We start from the raw sequence: 26,295 nt of genomic DNA, 5'->3' as shown, positions 1-26,295 counted from the left end.
TACTCAGAAAGCGAAAAAATTACTTTTTGAGATCGGATTTGAAATCACGTTTATCGTAGCCGGTGTACAGCTGACGCGGACGGGCAATTTTAATGCCGTCGTCGTGCATTTCGTTCCAGTGAGCAATCCAGCCCACAGTACGCGCCATCGCGAAGATAACGGTAAACATGGAGGAAGGAATGCCCATCGCCTTCAGGATGATGCCGGAGTAGAAGTCTACGTTCGGGTAGAGTTTCTTCTCGATGAAGTACGGGTCGTTCAGCGCGATGTGTTCCAGCTCCATCGCCACTTCCAGCAGATTATTATCCTTCAGGTTCAGCTCTTTCAGCACTTCGTGACAGGTTTCACGCATCACGGTGGCACGCGGGTCGTAGTTTTTGTACACGCGGTGGCCGAAGCCCATCAGGCGGAACGAGTCGTTTTTGTCTTTAGCGCGACGGATGAATTCAGGGATGTGCTCCACGGTGCTGATTTCTTCCAGCATCTTCAGCGCAGCTTCGTTCGCGCCGCCGTGAGCCGGTCCCCACAGGGAAGCGATACCTGCCGCGATACACGCAAACGGGTTAGCGCCGGAAGAACCTGCGGTACGTACGGTTGAGGTCGATGCGTTCTGCTCGTGGTCAGCGTGCAGGATCAGAATACGATCCATGGCGCGCTCCAGAATTGGGTTAACTTTGTACTCTTCGCACGGCGTGGAGAACATCATGTTCAGGAAGTTCGCCGAGTAGGAGAGGTCGTTGCGTGGGTATACGAACGGCTGGCCAATCGAATACTTGTAACACATTGCCGCTACGGTTGGCATTTTGGAGAGCAGGCGGAATGCCGCAATTTCACGGTGACGTGGGTTATTCACGTCAAGGGAGTCGTGGTAGAAGGCCGCCAGCGCACCGGTTACGCCGCACAGCACGGCCATCGGATGCGAGTCGCGACGGAAGCCGTGGAACAGACGCGTGATCTGCTCGTGAATCATGGTGTGGCGGGTCACGGTGGTTTTGAATTCGTCGAACTGTTCCTGAGTCGGTTTTTCACCGTTCAGCAGGATGTAGCACACTTCCAGATAGCTGGATTCGGTGGCCAGTTGGTCAATCGGGAAACCGCGGTGCAAAAGAATGCCTTCGTCACCGTCGATATAAGTGATTTTGGATTCGCAGGATGCGGTAGAGGTGAAACCTGGGTCAAAAGTAAATACACCTTTAGAACCAAGACTACGGATATCAATTACATCCTGACCTAGCGTGCCCTTTAGCACATCAAGTTCGAGAGCATCGTCACCATTAAGGGTGAGGTTTGCTTTAGTATCAGCCATTTACGGTCTCCTTAGCGCCTTATTTCATAAGACTGCCGGGCGTCCGATTTGCATTCGAACCCACAATGGTTGGTTACCAGTTTTTTAATTGGCTCGCGGCTCTGTTTAGAGGAGTACAACCAGGGTACAGAGCGATGGGCGCTTGCAGGTAACACTCGCTTTGAGGGCGAAACTACAGCAAATCAGCGTCTTAGCAATCAGTATCATTCAAACCTGTATATCACTAATAACTGTCCTGATCTCTCGGGTCAATACCCATCCACTGTTACATAACTATTACTCAGGTGAAAGGCTGACCCTATAACTTTTACGAATTATACGGCTTTTCTGGCCCTGTTTGTAACAAGAATGTTTAACTTTTGTCAAATCAGATGATTAAAATTTAAAATAATGTTGTTATCGTGATCCTGCTCACTGTTCCGAGCAAAACCCTTCAAACATTATGTGGGTTAATTGTAATGATTTTGTGAAGAGCCTATACTGCCGCCAGGTCTCCGGAACACCCTGCTACCGGGAGCCACCCAGCGTTGTAGCCAGATCCCTGGCCTCTGGATGTAGCTGTTTTTTGCATGACGCACAGTTATAGAAAGTTAGCGCTGTCTGACCCCGAATGCAGATCCGGAGGAAGGAAACAATAAGAAGAGCATGTGGGCGCTATTCATGATAAGAAACGTGAAAAAACAACGACCTGTCAATCTGGATCTGAAAACGATCCGGTTCCCCGTCACTGCAATCGCTTCCATCCTCCACCGCGTTTCCGGCGTGATCACATTTGTGGCGGTCGGCATTCTGCTTTGGTTGCTGGGACTGTCACTCTCCTCCCCGGAAGGTTTTCTGACCGCGTCCGCCGTGATGAGCAGCTTTATCGTTAAATTTATAATGTGGGGCATTCTGACGGCTCTGGCCTATCACGTGGTGGTGGGTATTCGCCATCTGCTGATGGACTTTGGCTATCTGGAAGAGACCTTTGTAGCGGGCAAACGATCCGCACATATCGCCTTTGTTATTACTGTCGTGCTTTCAATTCTTGCAGGAGTCCTCGTATGGTAAGCAATGCCTCCGCATTGGGTCGCAATGGCGTGCACGATTATGTGCTGGTTCGCGCTACCGCCATCGTACTCACCCTGTACATCATCTACATGATTGGCTTCTTCGCTGTCACCGGCGAGCTGACCTACGACGTCTGGCACGGCTTCTTTGCCTCTGCCTTCACCAAAGTTTTCACCCTGCTGGCTCTGTTCTCTATTTTGATCCATGCCTGGATTGGCATGTGGCAGGTGTTGACCGACTACGTTAAACCGCTGGCGATTCGCCTTCCTTTACAGCTGCTGATTGTTGTCGCGCTGTTGGTTTACGTCATTTATGGATTCGTTGTGGTGTGGGGTGTGTAATGAAACTGCCAGTCAGAGAATTTGATGCTGTAGTGATTGGTGCCGGCGGCGCAGGTATGCGCGCGGCGCTACAGATTTCCCAGAGCGGCCAGACCTGTGCGCTGCTTTCTAAAGTGTTCCCGACCCGTTCCCATACCGTATCCGCGCAGGGTGGTATCACCGTTGCGCTCGGTAATACCCATGAAGATAACTGGGAATGGCACATGTACGACACGGTAAAAGGTTCCGATTACATCGGTGACCAGGACGCCATCGAATACATGTGTAAAACCGGCCCGGAAGCGATTCTGGAACTGGACCACATGGGCCTGCCTTTCTCCCGTCTGGAAAACGGTACCATTTATCAACGTCCGTTCGGCGGCCAGTCGAAAGACTTCGGCGGCGAGCAGGCGGCACGTACTGCAGCAGCCGCTGACCGTACCGGCCACGCGCTGCTGCACACCTTGTATCAGCAGAACCTGAAAAACCACACCACCATCTTCTCCGAGTGGTATGCGCTGGATCTGGTGAAAAACGCCGATGGCGCAGTGGTTGGCTGTACTGCGCTGTGTATCGAAACCGGGGAAGTGGTTTACTTCAAAGCCCGCGCGACCGTGCTGGCAACCGGCGGCGCAGGCCGTATTTATCAGTCCACAACCAACGCCCACATCAACACCGGCGACGGCGTCGGCATGGCTATCCGTGCTGGCGTGCCGGTGCAGGATATGGAAATGTGGCAGTTCCACCCAACCGGCATCGCCGGGGCGGGGGTTCTGGTCACCGAAGGCTGCCGTGGTGAAGGCGGCTACCTGCTGAACAAACACGGCGAACGCTTCATGGAGCGTTATGCTCCGAATGCGAAAGACCTGGCGGGTCGTGACGTGGTGGCGCGCTCCATCATGATCGAAATCCGTGAAGGTCGCGGTTGTGATGGCCCGTGGGGTCCACACGCCAAACTGAAACTCGACCACCTGGGTAAAGAAGTGCTGGAATCCCGCCTGCCGGGCATTCTGGAACTGTCCCGTACCTTCGCCCACGTCGATCCGGTGAAAGAGCCGATTCCGGTTATTCCAACCTGTCACTATATGATGGGCGGTATTCCGACCAAAGTGACCGGTCAGGCGCTGACCGTGAACGAGCAGGGCGAAGATGTGGTTATCCCTGGTTTGTTCGCCGTGGGCGAAATTGCCTGTGTTTCCGTACACGGTGCGAACCGTCTGGGCGGCAACTCCCTGCTTGACCTGGTGGTGTTCGGGCGTGCTGTTGGCCTGCACCTGCAGGAATCCATTGCCGAGCAGGGCGATCTGCTTGACGCAACCGACGCTGAAATCGATGCTTCCCTTGAGCGCCTCAACCGCTGGAACGGCAACCGTAACGGTGAAGATCCGGTGGAAATCCGCAAAGCGCTGCAGGAATGTATGCAGCACAACTTCTCGGTGTTCCGCGAAGGTGACGCGATGGCCAAAGGGCTTGAACAGCTGAAAGCAATCCGCGAGCGCCTGAAAAACGCCCGTCTGGACGACACTTCCAGCGAATTCAACACTCAGCGCGTTGAGTGTCTTGAGCTGGATAACCTGATGGAAACCGCTTACGCCACTGCGGTGTCGGCAAACTTCCGTACCGAGAGCCGTGGCGCGCATAGCCGCTTCGACTTCCCGGAGCGTGATGACGAAAACTGGCTGTGCCATTCCCTGTATCTGCCAGAGACGGAATCCATGACGCGTCGTAGCGTCAACATGGAACCGAAACTGCGTCCGGCGTTCCCGCCGAAGATTCGTACTTATTAATGCGGAGACAGGACAATGAAACTCGAATTCTCAGTTTATCGTTATAACCCGGATGTAGACGACGCTCCGCGCATGCAGGATTACACCCTGGAAGCGGAAGAGGGTCGCGACATGATGTTGCTAGACGCTTTAATGCAGCTGAAAGAAAAAGATCCTAGTCTGTCTTTCCGTCGCTCGTGCCGTGAAGGCGTTTGTGGCTCCGACGGCCTGAACATGAACGGTAAAAACGGGCTGGCCTGTATCACGCCAATCTCGGCGCTCGGCAACGGCAAGCAGAAGATAGTCATCCGTCCTCTGCCTGGCCTGCCGGTGATCCGCGATCTGGTGGTAGACATGGGACAATTCTATGCTCAATATGAGAAGATTAAGCCTTACTTGTTGAATAATGGGCAAAATCCACCCGCTCGCGAGCATTTGCAGTCGCCTGAACAGCGTGAAAAGCTCGATGGTTTGTACGAGTGCATTCTTTGCGCATGCTGCTCGACTTCCTGCCCGTCGTTCTGGTGGAACCCGGACAAGTTTATCGGCCCGGCCGGTTTGCTGGCTGCGTATCGCTTCCTGATCGACAGCCGCGACACCGAAACAGACGCGCGTCTGGACGGCCTGAGCGATGCTTTCAGCGTATTCCGCTGCCACAGCATTATGAACTGCGTCAGCGTTTGTCCTAAGGGCCTGAACCCGACGAAAGCTATCGGCCATATCAAGTCGATGCTGTTGCAGAAAAGCGCTTAAGTAATAAGAGAGGAGCGCAGCTCCTCTCGCCCTGGCCCTCTCCCCTTTGGGAGAGGAACAGATTGCAGGAAATCTTTAAAAACTGCCCTACAGAATCCTGTATAGAGACAGTTTTTAAAGGTTCCTTCGCGGGCCGCCCTCCACGGCAACAGGCTCGAAGAAAGTGAACCCTGGAACGTATACCTGTATACCCTACGGTGTGCGTTATAGTTATCCACGGCGAAATAAGCATAAATTTGCTTAAGGGATCACGATGCAGAACGGCGCGATGAAGCCCTGGCTGGACTCTTCCTGGCTGGCGGGCGCAAACCAGTCCTACATAGAGCAGCTCTATGAAGACTTCTTAACCGATCCTGACTCTGTTGATGCGCACTGGCGCACGATGTTCCAGCAGTTACCTGGCACCGGAGCCAGACCGGATCAATTCCATTCAAAAACGCGTGATTATTTCCGTCGTCTGGCGAAGGATGCCTCACGTTACTCCACCGCAATCACCGATCCTGATACTGACGTTAAGCAAGTTAAGGTTCTGCAGCTGATCAACGCCTGGCGCTTCCGCGGGCATCAGGCAGCAAATCTTGATCCGCTTGGCCTGTGGAAACAAGAATCCGTTCCCGATCTGGATCCTGCTTTCCATAACCTGACGGATGAGGATCTGCAGCAGAGCTTTAACGTGGGTTCTTTTGCCAGCGGCAAAGAAACCATGAAGCTTGCGGACCTGATTGACGCTCTGCAACAAACCTACGGCGGCTCTATCGGCGCCGAATACATGCACATTACCAACACGGAAGAGAAACGCTGGATCCAGCAGCGCATTGAATCTGTGGTGGGTCAGTCAACCTTCACGCCGGAAGAGAAAAAGCGCTTCCTGAGCGAGCTGACTGCAGCTGAAGGTCTGGAACGTTACCTGGGCGCGAAATTCCCTGGGGCGAAACGCTTCTCGCTGGAAGGCGGTGACGCGCTGGTACCGATGCTCAAAGAGATGATTCGCCATGCCGGTAAGAGCGGCACGCGCGAAGTGGTGCTGGGTATGGCGCACCGCGGTCGTCTTAACGTGCTGATCAACGTGCTGGGTAAAAAACCGCAGGATCTGTTTGACGAATTTGCCGGTAAACATAAAGAGCACCTCGGCACCGGTGACGTGAAGTACCACATGGGCTTCTCTTCCGATGTTGAAACCGAAGGCGGCCTGGTTCACCTGGCGCTGGCGTTCAACCCGTCTCACCTGGAAATCGTTAGCCCGGTGGTTATCGGCTCCGTGCGTGCGCGTCTGGATCGTCTGGATAAGCCTGGCAGCAACCAGGTACTGCCGATCACCATTCACGGTGATGCCGCGGTAGCCGGGCAGGGTGTCGTTCAGGAAACCCTGAACATGTCCAAAGCGCGTGGTTACGAAGTGGGCGGTACCGTACGTATCGTTATTAACAACCAGATTGGTTTCACCACCTCAAACCCGCTGGATGCTCGCTCCACGCCGTACTGTACCGATATCGGTAAGATGGTGATGGCGCCGATTTTCCACGTCAATGCGGATGACCCTGAAGCCGTTGCCTTCGTGACTCGTCTGGCGCTGGACTTCCGTAATACCTTCAAACGCGACGTGTTTATCGATCTGGTTTGCTACCGTCGCCACGGTCATAACGAAGCTGATGAGCCAAGCGCAACGCAGCCGGTGATGTACCAGAAAATCAAAAAACATCCGACCCCGCGTAAGATCTATGCTGACAAGCTGGAGCAGGACAAACTGGCCACGCTGGAAGATGCCACCGAAATGGTGAATCTGTACCGCGATGCGCTGGATGCCGGCGAATGCGTCGTCAACGAATGGCGTCCGATGAACATGCACTCCTTTACCTGGTCGCCGTACCTCAACCACGAGTGGGACGAAAGCTACCCGAACAAAGTTGAGATGAAGCGTGTTCAGGAACTGGCTAAGCGTATCAGCACCGTGCCGGAAGCCGTAGAAATGCAGTCCCGCGTGGCGAAAATCTACAGCGACCGTCAGGACATGGCGAACGGCAACAAGCTGTTCGACTGGGGTGCAGCGGAGAACTTGGCTTATGCAACGCTGGTAGATGAAGGCGTGTCCGTTCGTCTGTCCGGGGAAGATGCCGGACGTGGGACATTCTTCCACCGCCACGCCGTGATCCATAACCAGACTAACGGTTCTACCTATACGCCGCTGGCGCACGTTCACAACAGTCAGGGCATCTTCAAAGTCTGGGATTCCGTGCTGTCTGAAGAAGCGGTTCTGGCCTTTGAGTATGGTTACGCCACGGCAGAACCTCGCACCCTGACCATCTGGGAAGCGCAGTTCGGTGACTTCGCCAACGGAGCCCAGGTTGTCATTGACCAGTTCATCAGCTCCGGCGAGCAGAAATGGGGCCGTATGTGTGGCCTGGTGATGCTGCTGCCGCACGGCTATGAAGGGCAGGGGCCAGAGCACTCTTCCGCGCGCCTGGAGCGTTACCTCCAGCTGTGCGCCGAGCAGAACATGCAGGTTTGCGTGCCGTCAACGCCGGCTCAGGTTTATCACATGCTGCGTCGTCAGGCGCTGCGCGGGATGCGCCGTCCGCTGGTGGTGATGTCACCGAAATCTCTGCTGCGTCACCCGCTGGCGGTATCCAGCCTCGACGAGCTGGCCAACGGCACGTTCCTGCCGGCCATTGGTGAGATTGACGAACTGGATCCGAAAGACGTTAAGCGCGTTGTTCTGTGTTCCGGTAAGGTGTACTACGACCTGCTTGAACAGCGCCGTAAGAATGACCAGAAGGATGTGGCGATTGTGCGTATCGAGCAGCTCTATCCGTTCCCGCATCAGGCGGTACAGGAAGCGCTGAAGCCGTTCGCGCACGTACACGACTTCGTCTGGTGTCAGGAAGAGCCGCTAAACCAGGGCGCCTGGTACTGCAGCCAGCACCACTTCCGCGAAGTGATTCCGTTTGGGTCCGCTCTGCGTTATGCAGGTCGCCCGGCCTCCGCCTCTCCGGCGGTAGGGTATATGTCCGTTCACCAGAAGCAACAGCAAGATCTGGTTAATGACGCGCTGAACGTCGAATAAATTAAAGGATAAATAATGAGTAGCGTAGATATTCTAGTTCCTGACCTGCCTGAGTCCGTAGCCGACGCGACAGTGGCAACCTGGCATAAAAAACCGGGCGACAGCGTCAAACGTGACGAAGTGCTGGTTGAAATCGAAACTGACAAAGTGGTACTGGAAGTACCCGCTTCTGCGGACGGCATTCTGGATGCGGTACTGGAAGACGAAGGCACCACCGTGACCTCTCGTCAGATTCTGGGTCGCCTGCGTGAAGGCAACAGCGGCGGGAAAGAAACCTCCGCAAAAGCTGATACCAAAGAGTCTACTCCGGCCCAGCGCCAGCAGGCTTCTCTGGAAGAGCAGAGTAATGATGCCCTCAGCCCGGCTATTCGCCGCCTGATCGCAGAGAACGATCTCGACGCCAGCGCGATTAAAGGCAGCGGCGTAGGTGGCCGTATCACTCGTGAAGATGTTGAAAAACACCTGAGCGAAGCGAAAGCCAAACAGCCTGCACAGGCAAAAGCCGCCGAAGCCACTCAGGCGCCGGTTGCGCCACTGGCTGGCCGCAGCGAAAAACGCGTGCCGATGACCCGCCTGCGCAAGCGCGTAGCCGAGCGTCTGCTGGAAGCGAAAAATTCTACCGCCATGCTCACTACTTTCAACGAAGTGAACATGAAGCCAATCATGGAACTGCGTAAGCAGTACGGTGAAGCGTTTGAGAAACGCCACGGCGTGCGTCTGGGCTTCATGTCCTTCTACATCAAAGCGGTTGTTGAAGCGCTGAAACGCTATCCGGAAGTGAATGCTTCCATCGACGGCGAAGACGTGGTTTACCACAACTACTTTGATGTCAGCATCGCGGTTTCGACCCCGCGCGGCCTGGTGACCCCAGTGCTGAAAGACGTTGATACCCTGGGCATGGCCGACATCGAAAAACGCATCAAAGAGCTGGCGGTGAAAGGCCGTGACGGCAAACTGACCGTGGAAGAGCTGACCGGCGGTAACTTCACCATCACCAACGGTGGCGTCTTCGGTTCTCTGATGTCTACGCCAATCATCAACCCACCGCAGAGCGCGATCCTGGGTATGCACGCCATCAAAGACCGCCCAATGGCGGTTGACGGTAAAGTTGAGATCCTGCCGATGATGTACCTGGCGCTCTCTTACGATCACCGTCTGATCGATGGCCGCGAGTCCGTGGGTTACCTGGTAGCGATTAAAGAGCTACTGGAAGATCCAACTCGTCTGCTGTTGGACGTGTAGTCGAATAAGACTCTGGCGGGTGCGATGACACCCGCCCCTACAACCAAATCTAACCTTACCCCGAGCATTAATGCTCTTTATCTGGATGGATAGAACTCATGAACTTACACGAATATCAGGCGAAACAGTTGTTTGCTCGGTATGGTTTGCCGGCACCCGTCGGTTACGCCTGCACCACACCGCGTGAAGCGGAAGAAGCCGCCTCTAAAATTGGCGCGGGTCCTTGGGTGGTGAAATGTCAGGTTCATGCCGGTGGCCGCGGTAAAGCGGGCGGTGTGAAAGTGGTTAACAGTAAAGAAGACATTCGTGCTTTTGCTGAGCACTGGCTGGGCAAACGTCTGGTGACTTACCAAACGGACGCTAACGGCCAGCCTGTACACCAGATTCTGGTTGAAGCTGCAACCGACATCGACAAAGAGCTGTATCTGGGCGCGGTGGTTGACCGTAGTTCTCGTCGCGTGGTCTTCATGGCCTCCACCGAAGGCGGCGTGGAAATCGAGAAAGTCGCGGAAGAAACGCCGCACCTGATCCACAAAGTTGCGCTGGATCCGCTGGCGGGTCCTATGCCTTATCAGGGTCGTGAACTGGCGTTCAAACTGGGTCTGGAAGGTAAGCAGGTTCAGCAGTTCACCAAGATCTTTATGGGTCTGGCGACTATCTTCCTCGAGCGTGACCTGGCGCTGATCGAAATCAACCCGCTGGTGATCACTAAGCAGGGCGATCTGATCTGCCTCGACGGCAAACTGGGCGCTGACGGTAACGCGCTGTTCCGCCAGCCGGATCTGCGTGAAATGCGCGACCAGTCTCAGGAAGACCCGCGTGAAGCTCAGGCTGCACAGTGGGAACTGAACTACGTGGCGCTGGACGGTAACATCGGCTGTATGGTTAACGGTGCGGGCCTGGCAATGGGCACCATGGACATCGTTAAGCTGCACGGCGGCGAGCCGGCTAACTTCCTCGACGTGGGCGGCGGTGCGACCAAAGAGCGCGTTACCGAAGCGTTCAAAATCATCCTGTCAGATGACAAAGTCAAAGCCGTTCTGGTGAACATTTTCGGCGGTATCGTTCGCTGCGACCTGATTGCCGACGGCATCATTGGCGCGGTAGCTGAAGTGGGCGTTAACGTGCCGGTGGTGGTGCGTCTGGAAGGTAACAACGCCGAACTGGGCGCCAAAAAACTGGCAGATAGCGGCCTGAACATCATTGCAGCGAAAAGTCTGACGGACGCAGCACAGCAGGTTGTTGCTGCCGTGGAGGGGAAATAATGTCCATTTTGATCGATAAAAACACCAAGGTAATTTGCCAGGGCTTTACCGGCAGCCAGGGGACTTTCCACTCCGAACAGGCGATTGCCTACGGTACGCAAATGGTTGGCGGCGTAACGCCAGGCAAAGGCGGTACTGAACATCTGGGTCTGCCGGTATTCAATACCGTGCGTGAAGCCGTTGAAGCTACCGGCGCGACCGCTTCCGTTATCTACGTTCCAGCCCCGTTCTGCAAAGACTCCATCCTGGAAGCGATTGATGCGGGCATTAAGCTGATTATCACCATTACTGAAGGTATCCCTACGCTGGATATGCTGACCGTGAAAGTGGCGCTGGATGAAGCTGGCGTGCGCATGATCGGACCAAACTGCCCGGGCGTTATCACCCCAGGCGAATGCAAAATCGGCATCATGCCGGGCCATATTCACCTGCCGGGCAAAGTGGGCATCGTTTCCCGTTCCGGGACGCTGACCTATGAAGCCGTGAAGCAGACAACTGACATCGGCCTCGGCCAGTCAACCTGCGTCGGTATCGGCGGTGACCCGATTCCAGGCTCTAACTTCATCGATATCCTGAAGATGTTCCAGGCAGACCCGAAAACCGAAGCCATTGTGATGATCGGTGAAATCGGCGGGAGCGCGGAAGAAGAAGCGGCTGCCTATATCAAAGAGCACGTGACCAAACCTGTTGTGGGCTACATTGCCGGTGTGACCGCGCCTAAAGGCAAACGTATGGGCCACGCGGGCGCCATCATCGCGGGTGGTAAGGGGACGGCGGACGAAAAATTTGCTGCTCTGGAAGCCGCTGGCGTGAAAACCGTTCGCAGCCTCGCCGACATTGGCGATGCGCTGAAAGCTATTCTGCCGCAGTAAGCAGATGCCCCCGCGCAAGCGGGGGAAACAGTAATAATAAGTGTTCGACATGGTTGGCCACCCTGGGTGGCCTTTTTTATGTTTCTGCCTTAGTTATCCCCGCTTCTCTTTGCCCTGTATTGCGCATTCCTTCGTATCTATTTTTTTCCTGAATGATTTCCCTTTGCGATATTTTCTCGCTGTAACCTTATAAAAAATAATGATTTGTTAATTTAATTTATATCAAAAGTGAATTATTTGTGAATGTTAAAAAGAGGATGCCAAAATCACGCCAAAAGATAGCGAATAAATAGTGTAAAGATGACCTCGTGGATACAGAGAAAGTTGAAGGTTTGGCTTTAAATATTCGCTATATGTTGAGAATAAGCGTCATTAAATTAACCTCGAGCGAAGCGTTAAAACATATCGTTAACAACAAATTCACGATTAATTCTCTATTGAAAAATAATTAACATTGCCAATGTAAATTGTTTTGGATCAATGTTTAAAGCTGGCGTTGCGGTGTATAAAGGGGCAAAATTGCTGCAGATCAAACTGGCCGAATAACGGTGTTTTAGCTATAAATTGATCGCCGTCGTAAAACGTAAAAAACATTAAGCAAAGACCTGTTTATTGTAAGGGAATTGCAGGGTAATATAATTACGGGTTATTTTTGATTTAATTAACGTGTTTGTAACCTTTCACCTTTTGATTTCACATTTGAATAAAGTGGGCGAGAAAAAGGGGACTGGAAGCGAATGTATTTGTATTAGGGCATGCTTGTGGTGAACCTCCCGGTGAACCACAGTCGAAGTCTTCATGCGAAGAGCAAGGAGTCAAGATGTTTGATATTGTCGAACTGTCGCGCTTACAGTTTGCCTTGACCGCGATGTACCACTTCCTGTTTGTGCCGCTGACGCTAGGTATGGCGTTTTTACTGGCCATCATGGAAACGGTCTATGTGCTGTCAGGTAAGCAAATTTATAAAGATATGACCAAATTCTGGGGCAAGTTGTTTGCAATCAACTTTGCGCTGGGGGTGGCAACCGGTTTGACCATGGAGTTCCAGTTCGGGACTAACTGGTCTTACTATTCTCACTATGTAGGGGATATCTTCGGTGCGCCGCTGGCGATCGAAGGCCTGATGGCATTCTTCCTCGAATCTACCTTTGTTGGTCTGTTCTTCTTTGGCTGGGATCGCCTCGGCAAAGTTCAACATATGGCCGTCACCTGGCTGGTGGCATTGGGCTCCAACCTCTCCGCGCTGTGGATTCTGGTCGCCAACGGCTGGATGCAAAACCCTATCGCTTCCGACTTCAACTTCGAAACCATGCGTATGGAAATGGTCAGCTTCGCCGAGCTGGTCCTGAACCCGGTTGCGCAGGTTAAATTCGTTCACACCGTAGCGTCCGGCTATGTCTGTGGCGCGATGTTCGTTCTCGGTATCAGCTCTTATTATCTGCTGAAAGGCCGCGACGTTGCTTTTGCGAAGCGTTCCTTCGCGATCGCCGCGAGCTTCGGTATGGCCGCTATTCTCTCCGTTATCGTACTGGGCGATGAGTCTGGCTACGAAATGGGTGACGTGCAGAAAACCAAACTGGCCGCGATTGAAGCCGAATGGGAAACTCAGCCAGCGCCGGCGGCGTTTACCCTGTTTGGTATTCCTGACCAGGACAAACAAGAAAACCGTTTTGCTATTCAAATCCCTTACGCGCTGGGCATCATTGCCACCCGCTCGGTGGATAAGCCGGTAACGGGTCTTAAAGAGCTGATGGTGCAGCACGAAGAGCGCATCCGTAACGGGATGAAGGCTTACAGTCTGCTGGAGCAACTGCGCAGTGGTTCAACCGATCAGAGCGTGCGCGATAGCTTCAACCACGTGAAAAAAGACCTGGGCTATGGTCTGTTGCTGAAGCGCTATACGGAAAACGTCACTGACGCGACCGAAGAGCAGATTCAGAAAGCGACCAAAGACTCTATTCCTCGCGTAGCACCGCTGTACTTCGCGTTCCGTATCATGGTGGCCTGTGGCTTCCTGATGCTGTTCATTATTGCTGTGTCCTTCTGGACCGTGACCCGTAACGCCATTGGTTCGAAAAAATGGCTGCTGCGCGCCGCGCTGTACGGTATTCCACTGCCCTGGATCGCCATCGAATCTGGCTGGTTTGTTGCGGAGTACGGGCGTCAGCCTTGGGCGGTAGGTGAGGTTCTGCCGACGGCCGTTGCGAACTCGTCGTTGAGCGTGGGCGACTTGCTGTTCTCCATGATACTGATTTGCGGCCTTTACACGCTGTTTATGGTGGCTGAACTGTTCCTGATGTTCAAATTTGCTCGCCTTGGGCCGAGCAGTCTGAAAACAGGGCGCTATCACTTTGAGCAGTCCAACGTGGCTTCTCAGCCGGCACGCTAAGACAGGAGTCGTCAAATGATCGATTATGAAGTATTGCGTTTTATCTGGTGGCTGCTGGTCGGCGTTCTGCTGATTGGCTTTGCCGTCACCGACGGCTTCGATATGGGCGTGGGCATGCTGTCGCGCGTGATTGGCCGTACTGACGTTGAACGCCGCATCATGGTTAACTCCATTGCCCCGCACTGGGACGGGAACCAGGTTTGGCTGATTACCGCAGGTGGGGCTTTGTTTGCCGCCTGGCCAATGGTTTATGCCGCTGCCTTCTCCGGCTTCTATGTCGCGATGATTCTGGTGCTGGCGTCCTTGTTCTTCCGCCCTGTAGGGTTCGACTACCGCTCGAAGATCGAGGATACCCGCTGGCGCAACATGTGGGACTGGGGCATTTTCATCGGTAGCTTCGTACCGCCGCTGGTGATAGGTGTCGCTTTCGGCAACCTGCTGCAGGGCGTTCCGTTCCACGTTGATGACTACCTGCGCCTTTACTACACCGGTAACTTCTTCCAACTGCTAAATCCGTTTGGCCTGTTGGCGGGCGTTGTTAGCGTGTCGATGATCGTGGCCCAGGGCGCAACGTATCTGCAGATGCGTACCGTAGGTGAGTTACATCTGCGTGCTAAAGCGGCGGCTCAGATTGCTGCGCTGGTGATGATGGTTTGCTTCGCGCTGGCAGGTGTCTGGGTGATCTACGGCATTGATGGCTATGTGGTGACCTCTGCCCTGGATCATCATGCAGCATCTAACCCGCTGACCAAAGAAGTGGCGCGTCAGGCGGGTGCCTGGCTGGTGAACTTCAACAATACGCCAGCGCTGTGGCTGATTCCTGCTCTGGGTGTTGTGCTGCCGCTGCTGACCATCCTCATGTCTCGTCTGGAGAAAGGCGCTCTGGCGTTTATCTTCTCTTCGCTGACGCTGGCCTGTGTGATCCTGACGGCCGGTATCGCGATGTTCCCGTTCGTGATGCCTTCCAGCACCATGATGAACGCTAGCCTGACCATGTGGGATGCGACATCCAGCCAGCTGACGCTGAATGTGATGACCTATGTTGCCATCGTGTTCGTGCCAATCATTCTTCTCTACACCACCTGGTGTTACTGGAAAATGTTCGGTCGTATCACGAAAGAGCACATCGAAAGCAACTCCACCTCTCTGTACTAATAAGGAGCTGATTATGTGGTACTTTGCATGGATTCTGGGCACGCTTCTGGCGTGTGCATTCGGGATTATTACCGCGCTGGCTCTCGAGCACGTTGAGGCGAGCAAAGCCGGAAAAGAAGAGCACTGATGGAATACGTTATCGCGAAACTGTACGCGGTAATGGACAAGAGCCCCCTGCGGGCTCTTTCCTTAGTGATGGCGCTGGTGCTGGCTGGGTGTATTTTTTGGGACCCGTCTCGTTTCGCCGCAAAAACGAGCGAGCTAGAGATCTGGCACGGCTTCCTGCTGATGTGGGGCGTGTGCGCCGGGATCATTCACGGCGTGGGTTTCCGCCCAACTAAAGTGCTGTGGCAGGGTGTTTTCTGCCCGCTCATTGCCGATTTAGTGCTCATCGCTGGACTGCTGTTTTTCTTCTTCTGAATGTCCGCGTACATTCCCCCGTCTGAAGCAGAAATTATGGGCTTTAACAAGCCCATAAAAATTTACTTAACGTTTAAAACAATCCATTCCAAACCCTCATCCTCTTGCGTATAGTAAGCAGCGTTTAATTGCATTACCGGGATGTAAAGTGAGTACAACGCCGTTTCGATGGCCGGTTCGTGTTTACTACGAAGACACAGACGCCGGTGGTATGGTTTACCATGCCAGTTATGTTGCTTTTTATGAAAGAGCACGCACAGAGATGCTGCGCCAGCACAACTTTAACCAGCATTCCTTGTTGGCGGAGCGTGTCGCCTTTGTCGTACGCAGGATGACGGTTGATTATCTTGCGCCTGCCCGACTCGACGATTTACTCGAAATCCAAAGTGAAATTACATCGATGCGCGGCACTTCTATGGTGTTTACGCAGCGAATAGTCAACGCTGAAAATCAGTTGCTTAACCAGGCTGAAGTGCTGATTGTTTGTGTTGATCCACACCTAATGAAGCCTCGTGCGCTTCCCAAGTCTATTGTCGCGGAGTTCAAGCAGTGACTGACATGAATATCCTTGATTTGTTCCTGAAGGCAAGCCTTCTGGTCAAATTTATCATGTTGATTTTGATTGGTTTTTCCATCGCATCATGGGCAATCATCATTCAGCGAACGCGTATCCTTAATGCCGCCAGCCGTGAAGCTGAGGCGTTTGAAGACAAGTTCTGGTCCGGTATCGAACTGTCTCGCCTGTATCAGGAGAGCCAGGGCCGCCGCGACAGCTTGAGCGGTTCTGAGCAGATCTTCTATTCCGGTTTTAAAGAGTTCGCGCGACTGCATCGCGCCAATACTCATGCGCCAGAAGCTGTGGTTGAGGGGGCATCTCGTGCGATGCGTATCTCGATGAGCCGCGAGCTGGAAACGCTGGAAACCCATATTCCTTTCCTTGGCACCGTTGGTTCAATTAGCCCGTATATCGGCCTGTTTGGTACGGTGTGGGGGATCATGCATGCGTTCATCGCCCTGGGCGCGGTGAAGCAGGCGACGCTGCAGATGGTTGCGCCAGGTATTGCCGAAGCGCTGATCGCGACCGCCATTGGTCTGTTTGCTGCTATTCCGGCCGTTATGGCGTACAACCGCCTTAATCAACGCGTGAACAAACTGGAATTGAATTACGACAACTTCATGGAAGAGTTCACGGCTATCCTGCACCGTCAGGCTTTTACCAGCAGCGAAAAGCAGTAACAAGGGGTAAGTCATGGCCAGACGCGGACGTGGTCGTCGTGAGCTGAAGTCAGAAATTAACATCGTTCCTTTGCTGGACGTGCTGTTGGTGCTGCTGCTGATCTTTATGGCAACGGCGCCGATCATCACCCAGAGCGTCGAGGTGGATCTGCCGGATGCGACAGACTCGCAGACCGTCAGCAGTAACGATGAACCGCCGGTCATTATTGAAGTGTCCGGGGTAGGGCAGTACAGCGTAGTGGTTGAGAAAGATCGTATGGATCAGCTGCCATCGGAGCAGGTTGTTGCCGAAGCGCAGCGCCGTCTGCAGGCGAATCCAAAAACGGTCTTTTTGATCGGCGGCGCGAAAGATGTTCCGTATGACGAGATCATCAAGGCGCTGAATCTGTTGCATCAGGCGGGCGTGAAGTCCGTTGGTCTGATGACGCAGCCAATCTGATCCATTTCGCTTAAACCGTTTGGGAACCGAGAGTGTCAAAGGCAACCGAAGAGAACGCTAAATTAAAACGGGCGATCATCGTTTCAGTGGTGCTGCACATCATTTTGATTGCCATCCTGATCTGGAGCTCGTTTGATGAGCACATTGATGCATCCGCTGGCGGTGGCGGTGGTTCTTCTATTGACGCGGTGATGGTTGACCCGGGTGCGGTAGTGGAAAACTACAATCGCCAACAGCAGCAGCAGGCGAGCAGCAAACGCGCCGCTGAGCAGCGTGAAAAACAGGCGCAGCAGCAGGCGGAAGAGCTTCAGCAAAAACAGGCGGCAGAGCAACAGCGCCTGAAAGAGCTGGAGAAAGAGCGTTTAGCCGCTCAGGAGCAGGCCAAAGCGCAGGCCGAACAGCAGAAAGAGGCTGAAGCGGCGGCGAAGCAGGCTCAGGAGCAGCAGAAACAGGCCGAAGCTGCGGCTGCAGCTGCGAAGGCAAAAGCGGATGCTCAGGCGAAAGCCCAGGCTGACGCGCAGGCAAAAGCTCAGGCTGATGCTCAGGCGAAGGCGGCGGAAGAAGCCGCGAAGAAAGCCGCTGCGGATGCTCAGAAGAAAGCCGCTGAAGAAGCTGCTAAGAAAGCGGCTGACGCCGAGAAAAAAGCCGCCGCTGACGCTGCTGCTGCAGCGAAAAAAGCTCAGCAGGATGCTGAGAAAAAAGCTGCGGATGCTGCCGCTAAGAAAGCTGCGCAGGATGCGGAGAAGAAAGCCGCCGCTGAGGCTGCTAAGCAGGCTGCTGCTGAAAAAGCAGAAGCTGCGAAACAGGCTGCTGCAGAAAAGGCAGCGGCAGAAAAAGCGGCTGAGAAGGCCGCTGCTGACAAGGCTGCCGCAGCGAAAGCCGCCGCAGATAAGAAAGCAGCTGCGGACGCGAAGAAAAAGGCTGCAGCTGAGAAAGCCGCCTCTGACAAAGCCGCAGCACAGGGCGTTGACGATTTATTCGGTGACTTAAGCTCAGGTAAGAATGCACCGAAAACGGGCGGAGGGGCGAAAGGTAATGCAGCCGCTGCCGCCGGAAAAGGGAATAATAAGAACAACGGCGCTAGTGGCGCGGAGATCAACGGCTATGCTGGTCAGATAAAGGCAGCGATCGAGAGTAAGTTCTATAACGATCCTTCGTTTGCCGGTAAGACCTGTTCGCTGCGGATCAAGCTGGCACCAGACGGCCTTCTGCTTGATATCAAGCCAGAAGGCGGTGATCCAGCACTTTGTCAGGCTGCCGTTGCGGCAGCGCGTCTGGCGAAGATTCCGAAGCCGCCAAGTGAAGCTGTTTATGAAGTCTTCAAGAACGCACCGATCGACTTTAAGCCTTAACGCGGTTTTCCCCGTCACGACGGGGAAAGCACACTAAGCTGAGTTACAGGGTTTTGGTAGTTTTGTGTATTTGGGTTTGTTAACATTCTGCTAAATTATCGTGGGCTTTCCGCCCGGATAAGGGAGATATGATGAAGCAGGCATTTCGTGTAGCGTTAAGTTTCTTAATGCTGTGGGCAGCAGTGCTGCACGCAGAAGTTCGTATCGAGATCACCCAGGGCGTGGATTCCGCTCGTCCAATTGGTGTGGTTCCGTTCACCTGGGCAGGCCCTGGCGCCGCGCCTGAAGATATCGGCGGTATTGTTGCCGCTGATCTGCGTAACAGCGGTAAATTCAACCCGCTCGACAGATCTCGCCTGCCACAGCAGCCGGGTTCTGCCCAGGAAGTTCAGCCTGCTGCCTGGACCGCGCTCGGTATTGACGCCGTTGTGGTAGGTCAGGTTACGCCAAACGGCGACGGCAGCTATACCGTTGCTTACCAGCTGGTTGATACCTCTGGTGCGCCGGGCACGGTGCTGGCGCAGAACTCTTATAAAGTGAACAAACAGTGGCTGCGTTATGCCGGCCATACCGCCAGCGATGAAGTGTTCGAGAAGCTGACCGGGATTAAAGGCGCGTTCCGTACGCGTATCGCTTACGTTGTACAGACCAATGGCGGCCAGTTCCCGTATGAGCTGCGCGTGTCTGATTACGATGGCTACAACCAGTTTGTGGTACACCGTTCTCCGCAGCCGCTGATGTCTCCAGCCTGGTCTCCGGACGGCAGCAAACTGGCTTATGTGACCTTCGAAAGCGGCCGTTCTGCGCTGGTTGTGCAGACGCTGGCTAACGGCGCCGTACGTCAGATTGCTTCGTTCCCGCAGCACAACGGTGCGCCGGCGTTCTCTCCGGACGGTTCTAAACTGGCGTTCGCGCTGTCTAAAACCGGCAGCCTTCAGCTGTACGTAATGGATCTGGGCTCTGGCCAGATTCGCCAGGTAACCGAAGGTCGCAGCAACAACACGGAACCGACCTGGTTCCCGGACAACCAAACCCTGGCCTATACCTCTGACCAGGCGGGTCGTCCACAGATTTATAAAGTCAGTATTAGTGGCGGTGCTCCGCAGCGTCTGTCCTGGGAAGGTTCTCAGAACCAGGATGCCGATGTCAGTGCCGACGGTAAAATTATGGTAATGGTCAGCTCCGCAAGCGGTCAGCAGCACATTGCCAAACAGGATCTGGTAGCGGGTGGCGTAACAACTTTATCGTCAACGTTCCTGGATGAAACGCCAAGTCTGGCACCTAACGGCACTATGGTAATCTACAGCTCTTCTCAGGGGATGGGATCCGTGCTGAATTTGGTTTCAACAGATGGGCGTTTCAAAGCGCGTCTTCCGGCAACTGATGGACAGGTCAAATTCCCTGCCTGGTCGCCGTATCTGTGATAACAATATTGATTATTAAAGGATCAAAGAAATGCAACTGAACAAAGTGCTGAAAGGGCTGATGATTGCTCTGCCGGTTATGGCTATCGCGGCGTGTTCTTCTAACAAGAGCGCCAACAATGGTCAGAGCGGTGAAGGTATGCTGGGTGCCGGCACTGGTATGGACGCTAACGGCCACGGCAACATGTCTTCTGAAGAGCAGGCTCGTCTGCAGATGCAACAGCTGCAGCAGAACAACATCGTTTACTTCGGTCTGGACAAATACGATGTTAGCTCTGAATTCGCTGCAATGCTGGATGCACACGCTAACTTCCTGCGTAGCAACCCATCTTACAAAGTGACCGTAGAAGGTCATGCGGATGAGCGCGGTACCCCAGAGTACAACATCGCACTGGGCGAACGTCGTGCTAACGCTGTTAAAATGTACCTGCAAGGTAAAGGCGTTTCTGCAGACCAGATCTCCATCGTTTCTTACGGTAAAGAAAAACCTGCAGTACTGGGTCATGACGAAGCGGCTTACGCTAAAAACCGTCGTGCCGTACTGGTTTACTAAGAGAATCGCATGAGCAGTAACTTCAGACATCACTTGTTGAGTCTGTCGTTACTGGTTGGCATAGCGGCCCCCTGGGCCGCTACTGCTCAGGCGCCAATCAGTAGTGTCGGCTCAGGCTCGGTCGAAGACCGCGTCACTCAACTCGAGCGTATTTCTAACGCTCACAGTCAGCTTTTGACCCAACTCCAGCAGCAACTCTCCGATAACCAGAATGACATTGATTCCCTGCGCGGTCAGATCCAGGAAAATCAGTATCAGCTGAATCAGGTTGTGGAGCGTCAAAAGCAAATTTTGCTGCAGATGGATAGCCTTAGCGGCGCTGCGGCGGGAGCAGGGCAACAGCCTGCTCCCGGTGCTTCTCCGACTGCCACGCCGGATACAGGGGCCTCTAACGCGGCGCCTGCTGCTCCAGTACAAGGCGGTGACGCTAATAGCGACTACAACGCTGCTATCGCGCTGGTGCAGGATAAATCGCGGCAGGACGATGCTATCAATGCATTTCAGTCCTTTGTGAAGAAGTATCCGGATTCAACTTATCTGCCCAATGCTAATTACTGGCTCGGTCAGTTGAATTACAACAAAGGCAAAAAGGATGATGCGGCGTTTTATTTTGCCTCCGTGGTGAAAAACTACCCTAAATCCCCTAAAGCGCCGGATGCCATGTTCAAGGTTGGCGTGATCATGCAGGACAAGGGCGACGCTGCAAAAGCGAAAGCCGTCTACCAGCAGGTCGTTAAACAGTATCCCAATACTGAAGGCGCAAAGCAGGCTCAAAAACGTCTGAATGCACAATAATGCGTGCGGCCTGACCAGATATCGTCGTTTTTCTGGTCTTGCCGTGCGAAACGTAAGCAGTTGAGCGATCTACGTCAAAATTATTGTTGCGTCAAAATCTTAAATCAGTAATATATGCCGCCGTTGCCAAGGGATACTAAACAAACCCAAAGTGACGCAAAAGTGGGTCGTTAGCTCAGTTGGTAGAGCAGTTGACTTTTAATCAATTGGTCGCAGGTTCGAATCCTGCACGACCCACCACTTTAAAGTAGTAAACGGTAGCTAAGCGTGAAGGGTTCGAACCTGTAGCAGGTTTGAGTTGAGCGAAAGCGAAACAACGTTGTGATAACAACGGCCCGAAGGGTGATAATCATCCTGCACGACCCACCACTTTAAAGTAGAAGCAGTAAAGAAGTTTGCAGTAAGCCGCACAGCGGGTCGTTAGCTCAGTTGGTAGAGCAGTTGACTTTTAATCAATTGGTCGCAGGTTCGAATCCTGCACGACCCACCATCTTTTAAGATGAAGGCTGTAAGTGAATCGAAAACGGTTCGAGTAGGGCAAAGCAAAACTTCAAAGCAGTAACCGCATACAGCGGGTCGTTAGCTCAGTTGGTAGAGCAGTTGACTTTTAATCAATTGGTCGCAGGTTCGAATCCTGCACGACCCACCAGTGTAGAAAGGCGCCCTAAAGGCGCCTTTTTGCTATTCTGTATTCGGGCAGGGTTCGAGCCTGCAGCAGGTTCGACAAAATCGCTTTTTGATTTTGCACGTCGCTTGCGACGACCCGAAGGGTGAAATCATCCTGCACGACCCACCAGTGTAGAAAGGCGCCCTAAAGGCGCCTTTTTGCTATTCTGTATTCGGGCAGGGTTCGAGCCTGCAGCAGGTTCGACAAAATCGCTTTTTGATTTTGCATGTCGCTTGCGACGACCCGAAGGGTGAAATCATCCTGCACGACCCACCAGTGTAGAAAGGCGCCCTAAAGGCGCCTTTTTGCTATTCTGCATTCGGGCAGGGCGTTGGTCCTCAGGCCGGGACGATAAGCTGGCTACGCTCTGCCGGGGCTGCTCAGCCGCAGGGTGCTACCGTGAGCAGAAGATTAGCAAAACGCCGCATTTCTCCGCTGGCGATGACCAACAGCGTTCTGTCCGATTTTACGCTCGCGTAAAACGCTTCTCTTTCCATATACTCCAGCGGACACGTTGATGGCAGCCGCTGTCTGAACTCCTCTACAATCGAATTAGTAAACGTCTCCGGCCATTGCATCATAGTGGCGTGCTCGATGGCGATGGTCTGTATGAGATATTCCAGGATAGCCGGGCTGCCTATCATGCCCGGCGCAAGGTTGAGATAAACAACAGTCGCCGTAGGCGGCGAGTGGGTAACAAAAGAATAGTTTGCATCGGCCAGAAGAATTTGTGTCTTATGGCCGCACTGGGCAAGGGTGCTAATCAGCTGAGGATGAATAATGGCTGTTTTAATCACCGATCTCTCCTTAAAGGCCGGGCCACCGCGGACCCGCCCCTCCATTACATGCGGTAAACGCCGCCGTTGATATCAATTGTGGCGCCGGAAATAAAGCCGTCATATTCGGCCGCGAGGAAGCCGATGGCTCGGGCGACATCATCCGGCGAGCCCGCTCTGCGCAGAGGGATGGTTTGTACAGTCTCTTCTGCCGAAGCTTTAGTCGTGTGCCTGTCATGAAAACGAGTGCCGAGAATAAGACCGGGAGCCACGGCATTGACGCGGATACCGAATTCCCCCAGCTCTGCGGCCAGTGAGCGCGACCAGGTCAACACGGCGCCTTTGGCCGTGGAATAGACCAGGGAACCCGAATGTCCTCCTGCACGGCCCGCCTGAGACGCCAGATTGACGATACTCGCCCCGGTGGGGGCCATTTTGAGAAAGGGGAGCGCACTTTGGGTAACGTTCAGCATGGTGGTGAGGTTGACGTCCCACACCTTATGCCAAAAATCGGCCTCAATTTCTCCGAGCCATTTTCGCGCCACGATGCCGCCCACGTTATTAATCAGAATATCAATGCCGCCGAGATACTCCCCGGCCGCGTTGACGCAGGCCTGTGTCTCTGCCTGCTGCGTTAAGTCCGCGTACTGCCAGGCGGCTTTTACGCCTTTTGTTCGGGCCTGCTCCACCAGCGCTCTGGCCGCTTCTTCCCCGCTATGATGGTGAATGAAAATATCGCATCCGGCAGCAATCAGCCGCTCTGCAGTTGCCCGCCCAATTCCCTGTTCTGCTCCGGTAATGAAAACTTTTTTACCTTTGAGACTGCCCATTAGCTACTCCTCATTTCAATATCAGTGAATGTTAAGAATGTATGGCGCCTTCCGGCTGGTGCGCGCAATAAAATATGCAAACCAGTCCGGTAATTAATAAACATAATGAAAGGAAAATAAGACCCGCCACGCTCCCTTTGGTTATGTCGTTTAATATGCCCACCACAGAGGGGGCAAAAAACCCGCCAATGTTTCCAATACTGCTCACCACCGCCAGCCCGGCGGCAGATGCAGCCCCGCTGGAAACATTGGCAGGCATTGATAAAAAACATGGCACCGAGGTATAAATCCCTATCGATGCAATGCATAAGAACGTCAGCGAAATAAAAATGTTATAACTGAAAAACATACCTGCCCCAGCAAGACCGAAGGCGGCAATAGCCATGCTTAGCCCGGCAAAAATACCAATTTTTTTCGTTTTACTTGCCCAGTAACTCCATGGGTAAACTAATAAAGCCGACAGGCCATAGGGAATTAAGGCCAGGATGCTGACTTTGAATATGTTGTCGCCGGAAATAGCCGTTAATATTGACGGGAGCCACATCCCGAAGCCATAAATCCCGCAAACCATGCCAAAATTAAGTAGCGCATAGAGAAAGTATTTTTTATTTTTAATGCCGGCGATAAAGTCAGCTAATTTTACTTTTCCTCCGGAGCGGGAACGCGCCATGTTGCTAATGAGCCAGGCTTTCTCTTCGGCATTAAGGTAATTCACCTCATGAGGTGAGTTTTTTAGGATGAAGGGGATCAGGAGACCAATGACTATAGGCGGGATACCTTCCAGGATAAAGAGGAGCTGCCAGGGCTCCAGGCCAAACCATCCCCGCTCTATGTTCAGAATAAATCCGGAGATCGGGGAGCCTAATGCGTTGGAAAGCGGCTGAACGATGATAAACATCCCAAGGATTTTGGTGCGGTACTGTCTGGGAAAGAAAACTGTAAAATAGTAGACAACCGAGGGGAAGAAGCCAGCCTCGCAGACACCCAGCATAAACCTGCATATATAAAGTTCGGTTGGCGTTCGCGCAAAGCCCATCAGGGTGGCAAATATGCCCCACGAAATAAGTATTCTGGCAAACCATATCCTCGGGCCAAATCTTACGGTGCCAGCGCTGCTGGGTATTTCAAATAAAAAATAACCAATGAAAAAAATCCCGGAAGCAAAACCAAATGCCGTGGCACTCAGTCCCATACTGCTTTCCAGAGCCATCGCGGCATAGGCCATATTATTCCTGTCGAGAAAGGCCAGGAAATAAAGTAATACCATAAGGGGAACGATATTTATTGTTAATTTTTTTATTGCGCTGCGTTCGATTTCCTGCGGCGTTGAAGTTATCATTTTGCTCTCCTGGGGTTTATCCTTATACATATGTATGGCTCTTTTTTAAATAATATGCAGCCGAGCGCTTACGCAGCTTAATAAAAAGCACGTTGCTGCTGTGAGTTATATAAAATATCTTGCTGAGTTTTTTAATCTCTTTCCGCTATTGCTCAGCCACATTTAAAATTAATTTTTTGCCATTAATGTTTTCTATTTTCAGCGAACGGATTGACGAATGACCAGTTCTGGCGGAAACAGAAATTCATCAACCGGCAGCGCAGCGTTATTCATGCGGTCTACCAGGCGGTTCACCATCAACTCAGCCATTTTTTCTAACGGTGGCCTTACGGAGGTCAGGCCGGGTGATGCCAAAGCCGAAAGTGAAATATTATCGATGCCCACAATTGAAATTTGTGCCGGAATTTTCACCCCCGCATGGCGCAGACCCGCTATTAGCCCGATAGCAAGCGCATCATTTATAGCCACCACGCCGTCCGGGCGCGTCTCTCGCGAAAGTATTGTCTTCGCCAGGCTAAGCCCCAGCTCATACATTTCGCTGTCACCAAACTCATGGCGAGCGGTGCCTTCAATAATGTGCCCCTCTCCGGGAAGTCCGGACTGATTAAGCGCGGCCTTAAAACCCGTAATTTTATGGCTTCTGCTGAGCGTTAATGTCGATTCAGTGGCAAAGACAATATTGCGACAGCCGCGCAGGATGAGGTGGCGGGCGGCAAGATGGCCCGCGGCCACGTTGTCCATCGAAACGCTGTCAAATAAACGGCTTTCCGTCGCCACCATCTCCGTGAAGCGATTGTCGTAGCTAACAATCGCCAGGCCATGTTCGGCCGCCTGAATGAAGTGGGTTTTACGGATATCGCTGGCGGCCACAATAATGCCACTCACGCCCAGCGTGAGCATGTCGTTAATGAAAGCCCGCTCCTCATCTTCATGGCGGTTTACATTGCCGAGTATCACGCGATGCTGATGCGCCCTGGCCGCAAGATTGATCTCCTCTACCAAAGCGGAAAAGCTTGGGTTGATTATGGAGGGCACCATCAGGCCGATAATCTCGGTGGCGCTTTTTGCATCGTGCTTTGTGGCCCGCGCCGGACTGTAGTTCAGCGTGGCCATTGCTTGTTCAATTTTCTCGCGCGTTGCTTTGCTCATTTGTCCCGCGCGATTGTTTAGCAAATTGGACACGCTGCTGATTGATACGCCCGCCTGCCGGGCAACATCCCGGATATTTGCCATACAGGGTGAACCTCTCTTTTGCTGCCTGGCCCGAGCCTGCTGGTAAGCAAAG

Annotated in this window: 24 protein-coding genes, 3 tRNA genes and 2 other RNA genes; 24 read left to right on the top strand and 5 right to left on the bottom strand. The window is 53.3% G+C overall.

Going from position 1 to position 26,295, the window contains the following annotated elements; translation table 11 throughout:
• Positions 1–19 precede the first annotated feature (19 nt).
• Positions 20–1,306 (bottom strand): citrate synthase, encoded by a 1,287-nt coding sequence (locus F3J29_RS11290; RefSeq protein WP_008456139.1) that lies wholly within the window; start codon positions 1,304–1,306, stop codon positions 20–22.
• Positions 1,307–1,951: 645 nt separating this feature from the next.
• Here F3J29_RS11290 and sdhC point away from each other — a divergent pair.
• The 24 genes from sdhC (at position 1,952) to F3J29_RS11170 (ending at position 22,194) form a co-directional block, all read left to right on the top strand.
• Positions 1,952–2,356, top strand: coding sequence for a succinate dehydrogenase cytochrome b556 subunit (sdhC, locus tag F3J29_RS11285; protein ID WP_034808195.1), 405 nt, complete (start codon positions 1,952–1,954; stop codon positions 2,354–2,356).
• Positions 2,350–2,697 carry a succinate dehydrogenase membrane anchor subunit gene (gene sdhD / locus F3J29_RS11280; RefSeq protein ID WP_008456141.1) on the top strand — a complete coding sequence of 116 codons (348 nt, stop codon included), beginning with the start codon at positions 2,350–2,352 and terminating at the stop codon, positions 2,695–2,697. Before sdhC ends, sdhD begins: the two co-directional genes overlap by 7 nt.
• Positions 2,697–4,463: a succinate dehydrogenase flavoprotein subunit gene (gene sdhA / locus F3J29_RS11275; RefSeq protein ID WP_008456142.1), complete on the top strand. Its 1,767-nt coding sequence runs from the start codon at positions 2,697–2,699 to the stop codon at positions 4,461–4,463. Before sdhD ends, sdhA begins: the two co-directional genes overlap by 1 nt.
• 15 nt (positions 4,464–4,478) lie before the next feature.
• A complete protein-coding gene (sdhB, locus tag F3J29_RS11270) occupies positions 4,479–5,195 on the top strand; it encodes a succinate dehydrogenase iron-sulfur subunit SdhB (RefSeq protein WP_085541216.1) in 717 nt (238 codons plus the stop codon).
• Between the two features lie 253 nt (positions 5,196–5,448).
• Positions 5,449–8,256 carry a 2-oxoglutarate dehydrogenase E1 component gene (sucA, locus tag F3J29_RS11265; protein ID WP_166866147.1) on the top strand — a complete coding sequence of 936 codons (2,808 nt, stop codon included), beginning with the start codon at positions 5,449–5,451 and terminating at the stop codon, positions 8,254–8,256.
• 15 nt (positions 8,257–8,271) lie between these two features.
• Entirely contained in the window at positions 8,272–9,498 is a 1,227-nt protein-coding gene (gene odhB / locus F3J29_RS11260) for a 2-oxoglutarate dehydrogenase complex dihydrolipoyllysine-residue succinyltransferase (RefSeq protein WP_166866145.1), read from the top strand.
• A gap of 98 nt (positions 9,499–9,596) precedes the next feature.
• Positions 9,597–10,763, top strand: coding sequence for an ADP-forming succinate--CoA ligase subunit beta (sucC, locus tag F3J29_RS11255; protein ID WP_039291227.1), 1,167 nt, complete (start codon positions 9,597–9,599; stop codon positions 10,761–10,763).
• On the top strand, positions 10,763–11,635 hold the full coding sequence (gene sucD, locus F3J29_RS11250; RefSeq protein WP_008456147.1) for a succinate--CoA ligase subunit alpha: 873 nt from the start codon (positions 10,763–10,765) through the stop codon (positions 11,633–11,635). Before sucC ends, sucD begins: the two co-directional genes overlap by 1 nt.
• A gap of 820 nt (positions 11,636–12,455) precedes the next feature.
• The gene (cydA, locus tag F3J29_RS11245) at positions 12,456–14,024 is read left to right on the top strand and encodes a cytochrome ubiquinol oxidase subunit I (protein WP_039291231.1); all 1,569 of its coding nucleotides are present in this window, start codon (positions 12,456–12,458) and stop codon (positions 14,022–14,024) included.
• A 15-nt stretch (positions 14,025–14,039) separates the two neighbouring features.
• Positions 14,040–15,179 carry a cytochrome d ubiquinol oxidase subunit II gene (cydB, locus tag F3J29_RS11240; protein ID WP_008456151.1) on the top strand — a complete coding sequence of 380 codons (1,140 nt, stop codon included), beginning with the start codon at positions 14,040–14,042 and terminating at the stop codon, positions 15,177–15,179.
• A 13-nt stretch (positions 15,180–15,192) separates the two neighbouring features.
• Positions 15,193–15,306 (top strand): cytochrome bd-I oxidase subunit CydX, encoded by a 114-nt coding sequence (gene cydX, locus F3J29_RS11235; RefSeq protein WP_008456153.1) that lies wholly within the window; start codon positions 15,193–15,195, stop codon positions 15,304–15,306.
• Complete coding sequence (gene ybgE, locus F3J29_RS11230; protein ID WP_166866143.1) at positions 15,306–15,599, top strand: cyd operon protein YbgE; 294 nt, start codon at positions 15,306–15,308, stop codon at positions 15,597–15,599. The genes cydX and ybgE overlap by 1 nt, the downstream gene beginning before the upstream one ends.
• Before the next feature lie 148 nt (positions 15,600–15,747).
• The gene (ybgC, locus tag F3J29_RS11225) at positions 15,748–16,152 is read left to right on the top strand and encodes a tol-pal system-associated acyl-CoA thioesterase (RefSeq protein ID WP_166866141.1); all 405 of its coding nucleotides are present in this window, start codon (positions 15,748–15,750) and stop codon (positions 16,150–16,152) included.
• Positions 16,149–16,835 carry a Tol-Pal system protein TolQ gene (gene tolQ, locus F3J29_RS11220; RefSeq protein WP_008456164.1) on the top strand — a complete coding sequence of 229 codons (687 nt, stop codon included), beginning with the start codon at positions 16,149–16,151 and terminating at the stop codon, positions 16,833–16,835. The genes ybgC and tolQ overlap by 4 nt, the downstream gene beginning before the upstream one ends.
• Positions 16,836–16,848: 13 nt before the next feature.
• The gene (tolR, locus tag F3J29_RS11215; protein WP_008456166.1) at positions 16,849–17,274 is read left to right on the top strand and encodes a colicin uptake protein TolR; all 426 of its coding nucleotides are present in this window, start codon (positions 16,849–16,851) and stop codon (positions 17,272–17,274) included.
• A gap of 32 nt (positions 17,275–17,306) precedes the next feature.
• The gene (gene tolA, locus F3J29_RS11210) at positions 17,307–18,626 is read left to right on the top strand and encodes a cell envelope integrity protein TolA (protein WP_166866139.1); all 1,320 of its coding nucleotides are present in this window, start codon (positions 17,307–17,309) and stop codon (positions 18,624–18,626) included.
• A gap of 131 nt (positions 18,627–18,757) precedes the next feature.
• Positions 18,758–20,050: a Tol-Pal system beta propeller repeat protein TolB gene (tolB, locus tag F3J29_RS11205; RefSeq protein WP_008456170.1), complete on the top strand. Its 1,293-nt coding sequence runs from the start codon at positions 18,758–18,760 to the stop codon at positions 20,048–20,050.
• Between the two features lie 31 nt (positions 20,051–20,081).
• Positions 20,082–20,603 (top strand): peptidoglycan-associated lipoprotein Pal, encoded by a 522-nt coding sequence (gene pal / locus F3J29_RS11200; RefSeq protein ID WP_008456172.1) that lies wholly within the window; start codon positions 20,082–20,084, stop codon positions 20,601–20,603.
• A gap of 9 nt (positions 20,604–20,612) precedes the next feature.
• Positions 20,613–21,398 carry a cell division protein CpoB gene (cpoB, locus tag F3J29_RS11195; protein ID WP_166866137.1) on the top strand — a complete coding sequence of 262 codons (786 nt, stop codon included), beginning with the start codon at positions 20,613–20,615 and terminating at the stop codon, positions 21,396–21,398.
• Between the two features lie 164 nt (positions 21,399–21,562).
• Positions 21,563–21,638, top strand: a tRNA-Lys gene (locus F3J29_RS11190).
• Positions 21,639–21,651: 13 nt separating this feature from the next.
• A non-coding RNA gene (locus tag F3J29_RS11185) (RtT sRNA) lies at positions 21,652–21,767 on the top strand.
• 45 nt (positions 21,768–21,812) lie between these two features.
• A tRNA-Lys gene (locus F3J29_RS11180) sits at positions 21,813–21,888 on the top strand.
• An 83-nt stretch (positions 21,889–21,971) separates the two neighbouring features.
• Positions 21,972–22,047: transfer RNA gene (locus F3J29_RS11175), tRNA-Lys, on the top strand.
• Positions 22,048–22,078: 31 nt separating this feature from the next.
• A non-coding RNA gene (locus F3J29_RS11170) (RtT sRNA) lies at positions 22,079–22,194 on the top strand.
• 251 nt (positions 22,195–22,445) lie between these two features.
• Here the strand turns inward: F3J29_RS11170 and F3J29_RS11165 are convergent.
• From F3J29_RS11165 to F3J29_RS11150, 4 genes are all read right to left on the bottom strand, one after another.
• Positions 22,446–22,862: an RbsD/FucU domain-containing protein gene (locus F3J29_RS11165; protein ID WP_166866136.1), complete on the bottom strand. Its 417-nt coding sequence runs from the start codon at positions 22,860–22,862 to the stop codon at positions 22,446–22,448.
• A 44-nt stretch (positions 22,863–22,906) separates the two neighbouring features.
• Positions 22,907–23,671, bottom strand: a complete 765-nt coding sequence (locus F3J29_RS11160) for an SDR family NAD(P)-dependent oxidoreductase (RefSeq protein ID WP_166866134.1) — start codon at positions 23,669–23,671, stop codon at positions 22,907–22,909.
• Between the two features lie 31 nt (positions 23,672–23,702).
• On the bottom strand, positions 23,703–24,938 hold the full coding sequence (locus tag F3J29_RS11155; protein ID WP_502706562.1) for an MFS transporter: 1,236 nt from the start codon (positions 24,936–24,938) through the stop codon (positions 23,703–23,705).
• A gap of 270 nt (positions 24,939–25,208) precedes the next feature.
• On the bottom strand, positions 25,209–26,243 hold the full coding sequence (locus F3J29_RS11150; RefSeq protein WP_166866130.1) for a LacI family DNA-binding transcriptional regulator: 1,035 nt from the start codon (positions 26,241–26,243) through the stop codon (positions 25,209–25,211).
• Positions 26,244–26,295: the final 52 nt, after the last annotated feature.

Origin of the sequence: Enterobacter sp. Cy-643, assembly GCF_011752815.1 — a bacterium.
GTDB lineage: Bacteria > Pseudomonadota > Gammaproteobacteria > Enterobacterales > Enterobacteriaceae > Cedecea.
The sequence above is the reverse complement of the archived record's forward strand: the minus strand, read 5'-3'. Positions and strand labels throughout refer to the sequence as shown.

What these genes read in the sequence shown, in the direction of transcription:
- sdhC (WP_034808195.1), top strand. Translation starts at nt 1,952, where the DNA reads ATGTGGGCGCTATTCATGATAAGAAACGTGAAAAAACAACGACCTGTC.
- F3J29_RS11290 (WP_008456139.1), bottom strand. Translation starts at nt 1,306, where the DNA reads ATGGCTGATACTAAAGCAAACCTCACCCTTAATGGTGACGATGCTCTC.
- tolR (WP_008456166.1), top strand. Translation starts at nt 16,849, where the DNA reads ATGGCCAGACGCGGACGTGGTCGTCGTGAGCTGAAGTCAGAAATTAAC.
- sdhA (WP_008456142.1), top strand. Translation starts at nt 2,697, where the DNA reads ATGAAACTGCCAGTCAGAGAATTTGATGCTGTAGTGATTGGTGCCGGC.
- cpoB (WP_166866137.1), top strand. Translation starts at nt 20,613, where the DNA reads ATGAGCAGTAACTTCAGACATCACTTGTTGAGTCTGTCGTTACTGGTT.
- sucD (WP_008456147.1), top strand. Translation starts at nt 10,763, where the DNA reads ATGTCCATTTTGATCGATAAAAACACCAAGGTAATTTGCCAGGGCTTT.
- sucC (WP_039291227.1), top strand. Translation starts at nt 9,597, where the DNA reads ATGAACTTACACGAATATCAGGCGAAACAGTTGTTTGCTCGGTATGGT.
- odhB (WP_166866145.1), top strand. Translation starts at nt 8,272, where the DNA reads ATGAGTAGCGTAGATATTCTAGTTCCTGACCTGCCTGAGTCCGTAGCC.
- ybgE (WP_166866143.1), top strand. Translation starts at nt 15,306, where the DNA reads ATGGAATACGTTATCGCGAAACTGTACGCGGTAATGGACAAGAGCCCC.
- sdhD (WP_008456141.1), top strand. Translation starts at nt 2,350, where the DNA reads ATGGTAAGCAATGCCTCCGCATTGGGTCGCAATGGCGTGCACGATTAT.
- cydB (WP_008456151.1), top strand. Translation starts at nt 14,040, where the DNA reads ATGATCGATTATGAAGTATTGCGTTTTATCTGGTGGCTGCTGGTCGGC.
- F3J29_RS11155 (WP_502706562.1), bottom strand. Translation starts at nt 24,938, where the DNA reads ATGGTATTACTTTATTTCCTGGCCTTTCTCGACAGGAATAATATGGCC.
- sdhB (WP_085541216.1), top strand. Translation starts at nt 4,479, where the DNA reads ATGAAACTCGAATTCTCAGTTTATCGTTATAACCCGGATGTAGACGAC.
- F3J29_RS11150 (WP_166866130.1), bottom strand. Translation starts at nt 26,243, where the DNA reads ATGGCAAATATCCGGGATGTTGCCCGGCAGGCGGGCGTATCAATCAGC.
- sucA (WP_166866147.1), top strand. Translation starts at nt 5,449, where the DNA reads ATGCAGAACGGCGCGATGAAGCCCTGGCTGGACTCTTCCTGGCTGGCG.
- cydX (WP_008456153.1), top strand. Translation starts at nt 15,193, where the DNA reads ATGTGGTACTTTGCATGGATTCTGGGCACGCTTCTGGCGTGTGCATTC.
- tolB (WP_008456170.1), top strand. Translation starts at nt 18,758, where the DNA reads ATGAAGCAGGCATTTCGTGTAGCGTTAAGTTTCTTAATGCTGTGGGCA.
- cydA (WP_039291231.1), top strand. Translation starts at nt 12,456, where the DNA reads ATGTTTGATATTGTCGAACTGTCGCGCTTACAGTTTGCCTTGACCGCG.
- F3J29_RS11160 (WP_166866134.1), bottom strand. Translation starts at nt 23,671, where the DNA reads ATGGGCAGTCTCAAAGGTAAAAAAGTTTTCATTACCGGAGCAGAACAG.
- pal (WP_008456172.1), top strand. Translation starts at nt 20,082, where the DNA reads ATGCAACTGAACAAAGTGCTGAAAGGGCTGATGATTGCTCTGCCGGTT.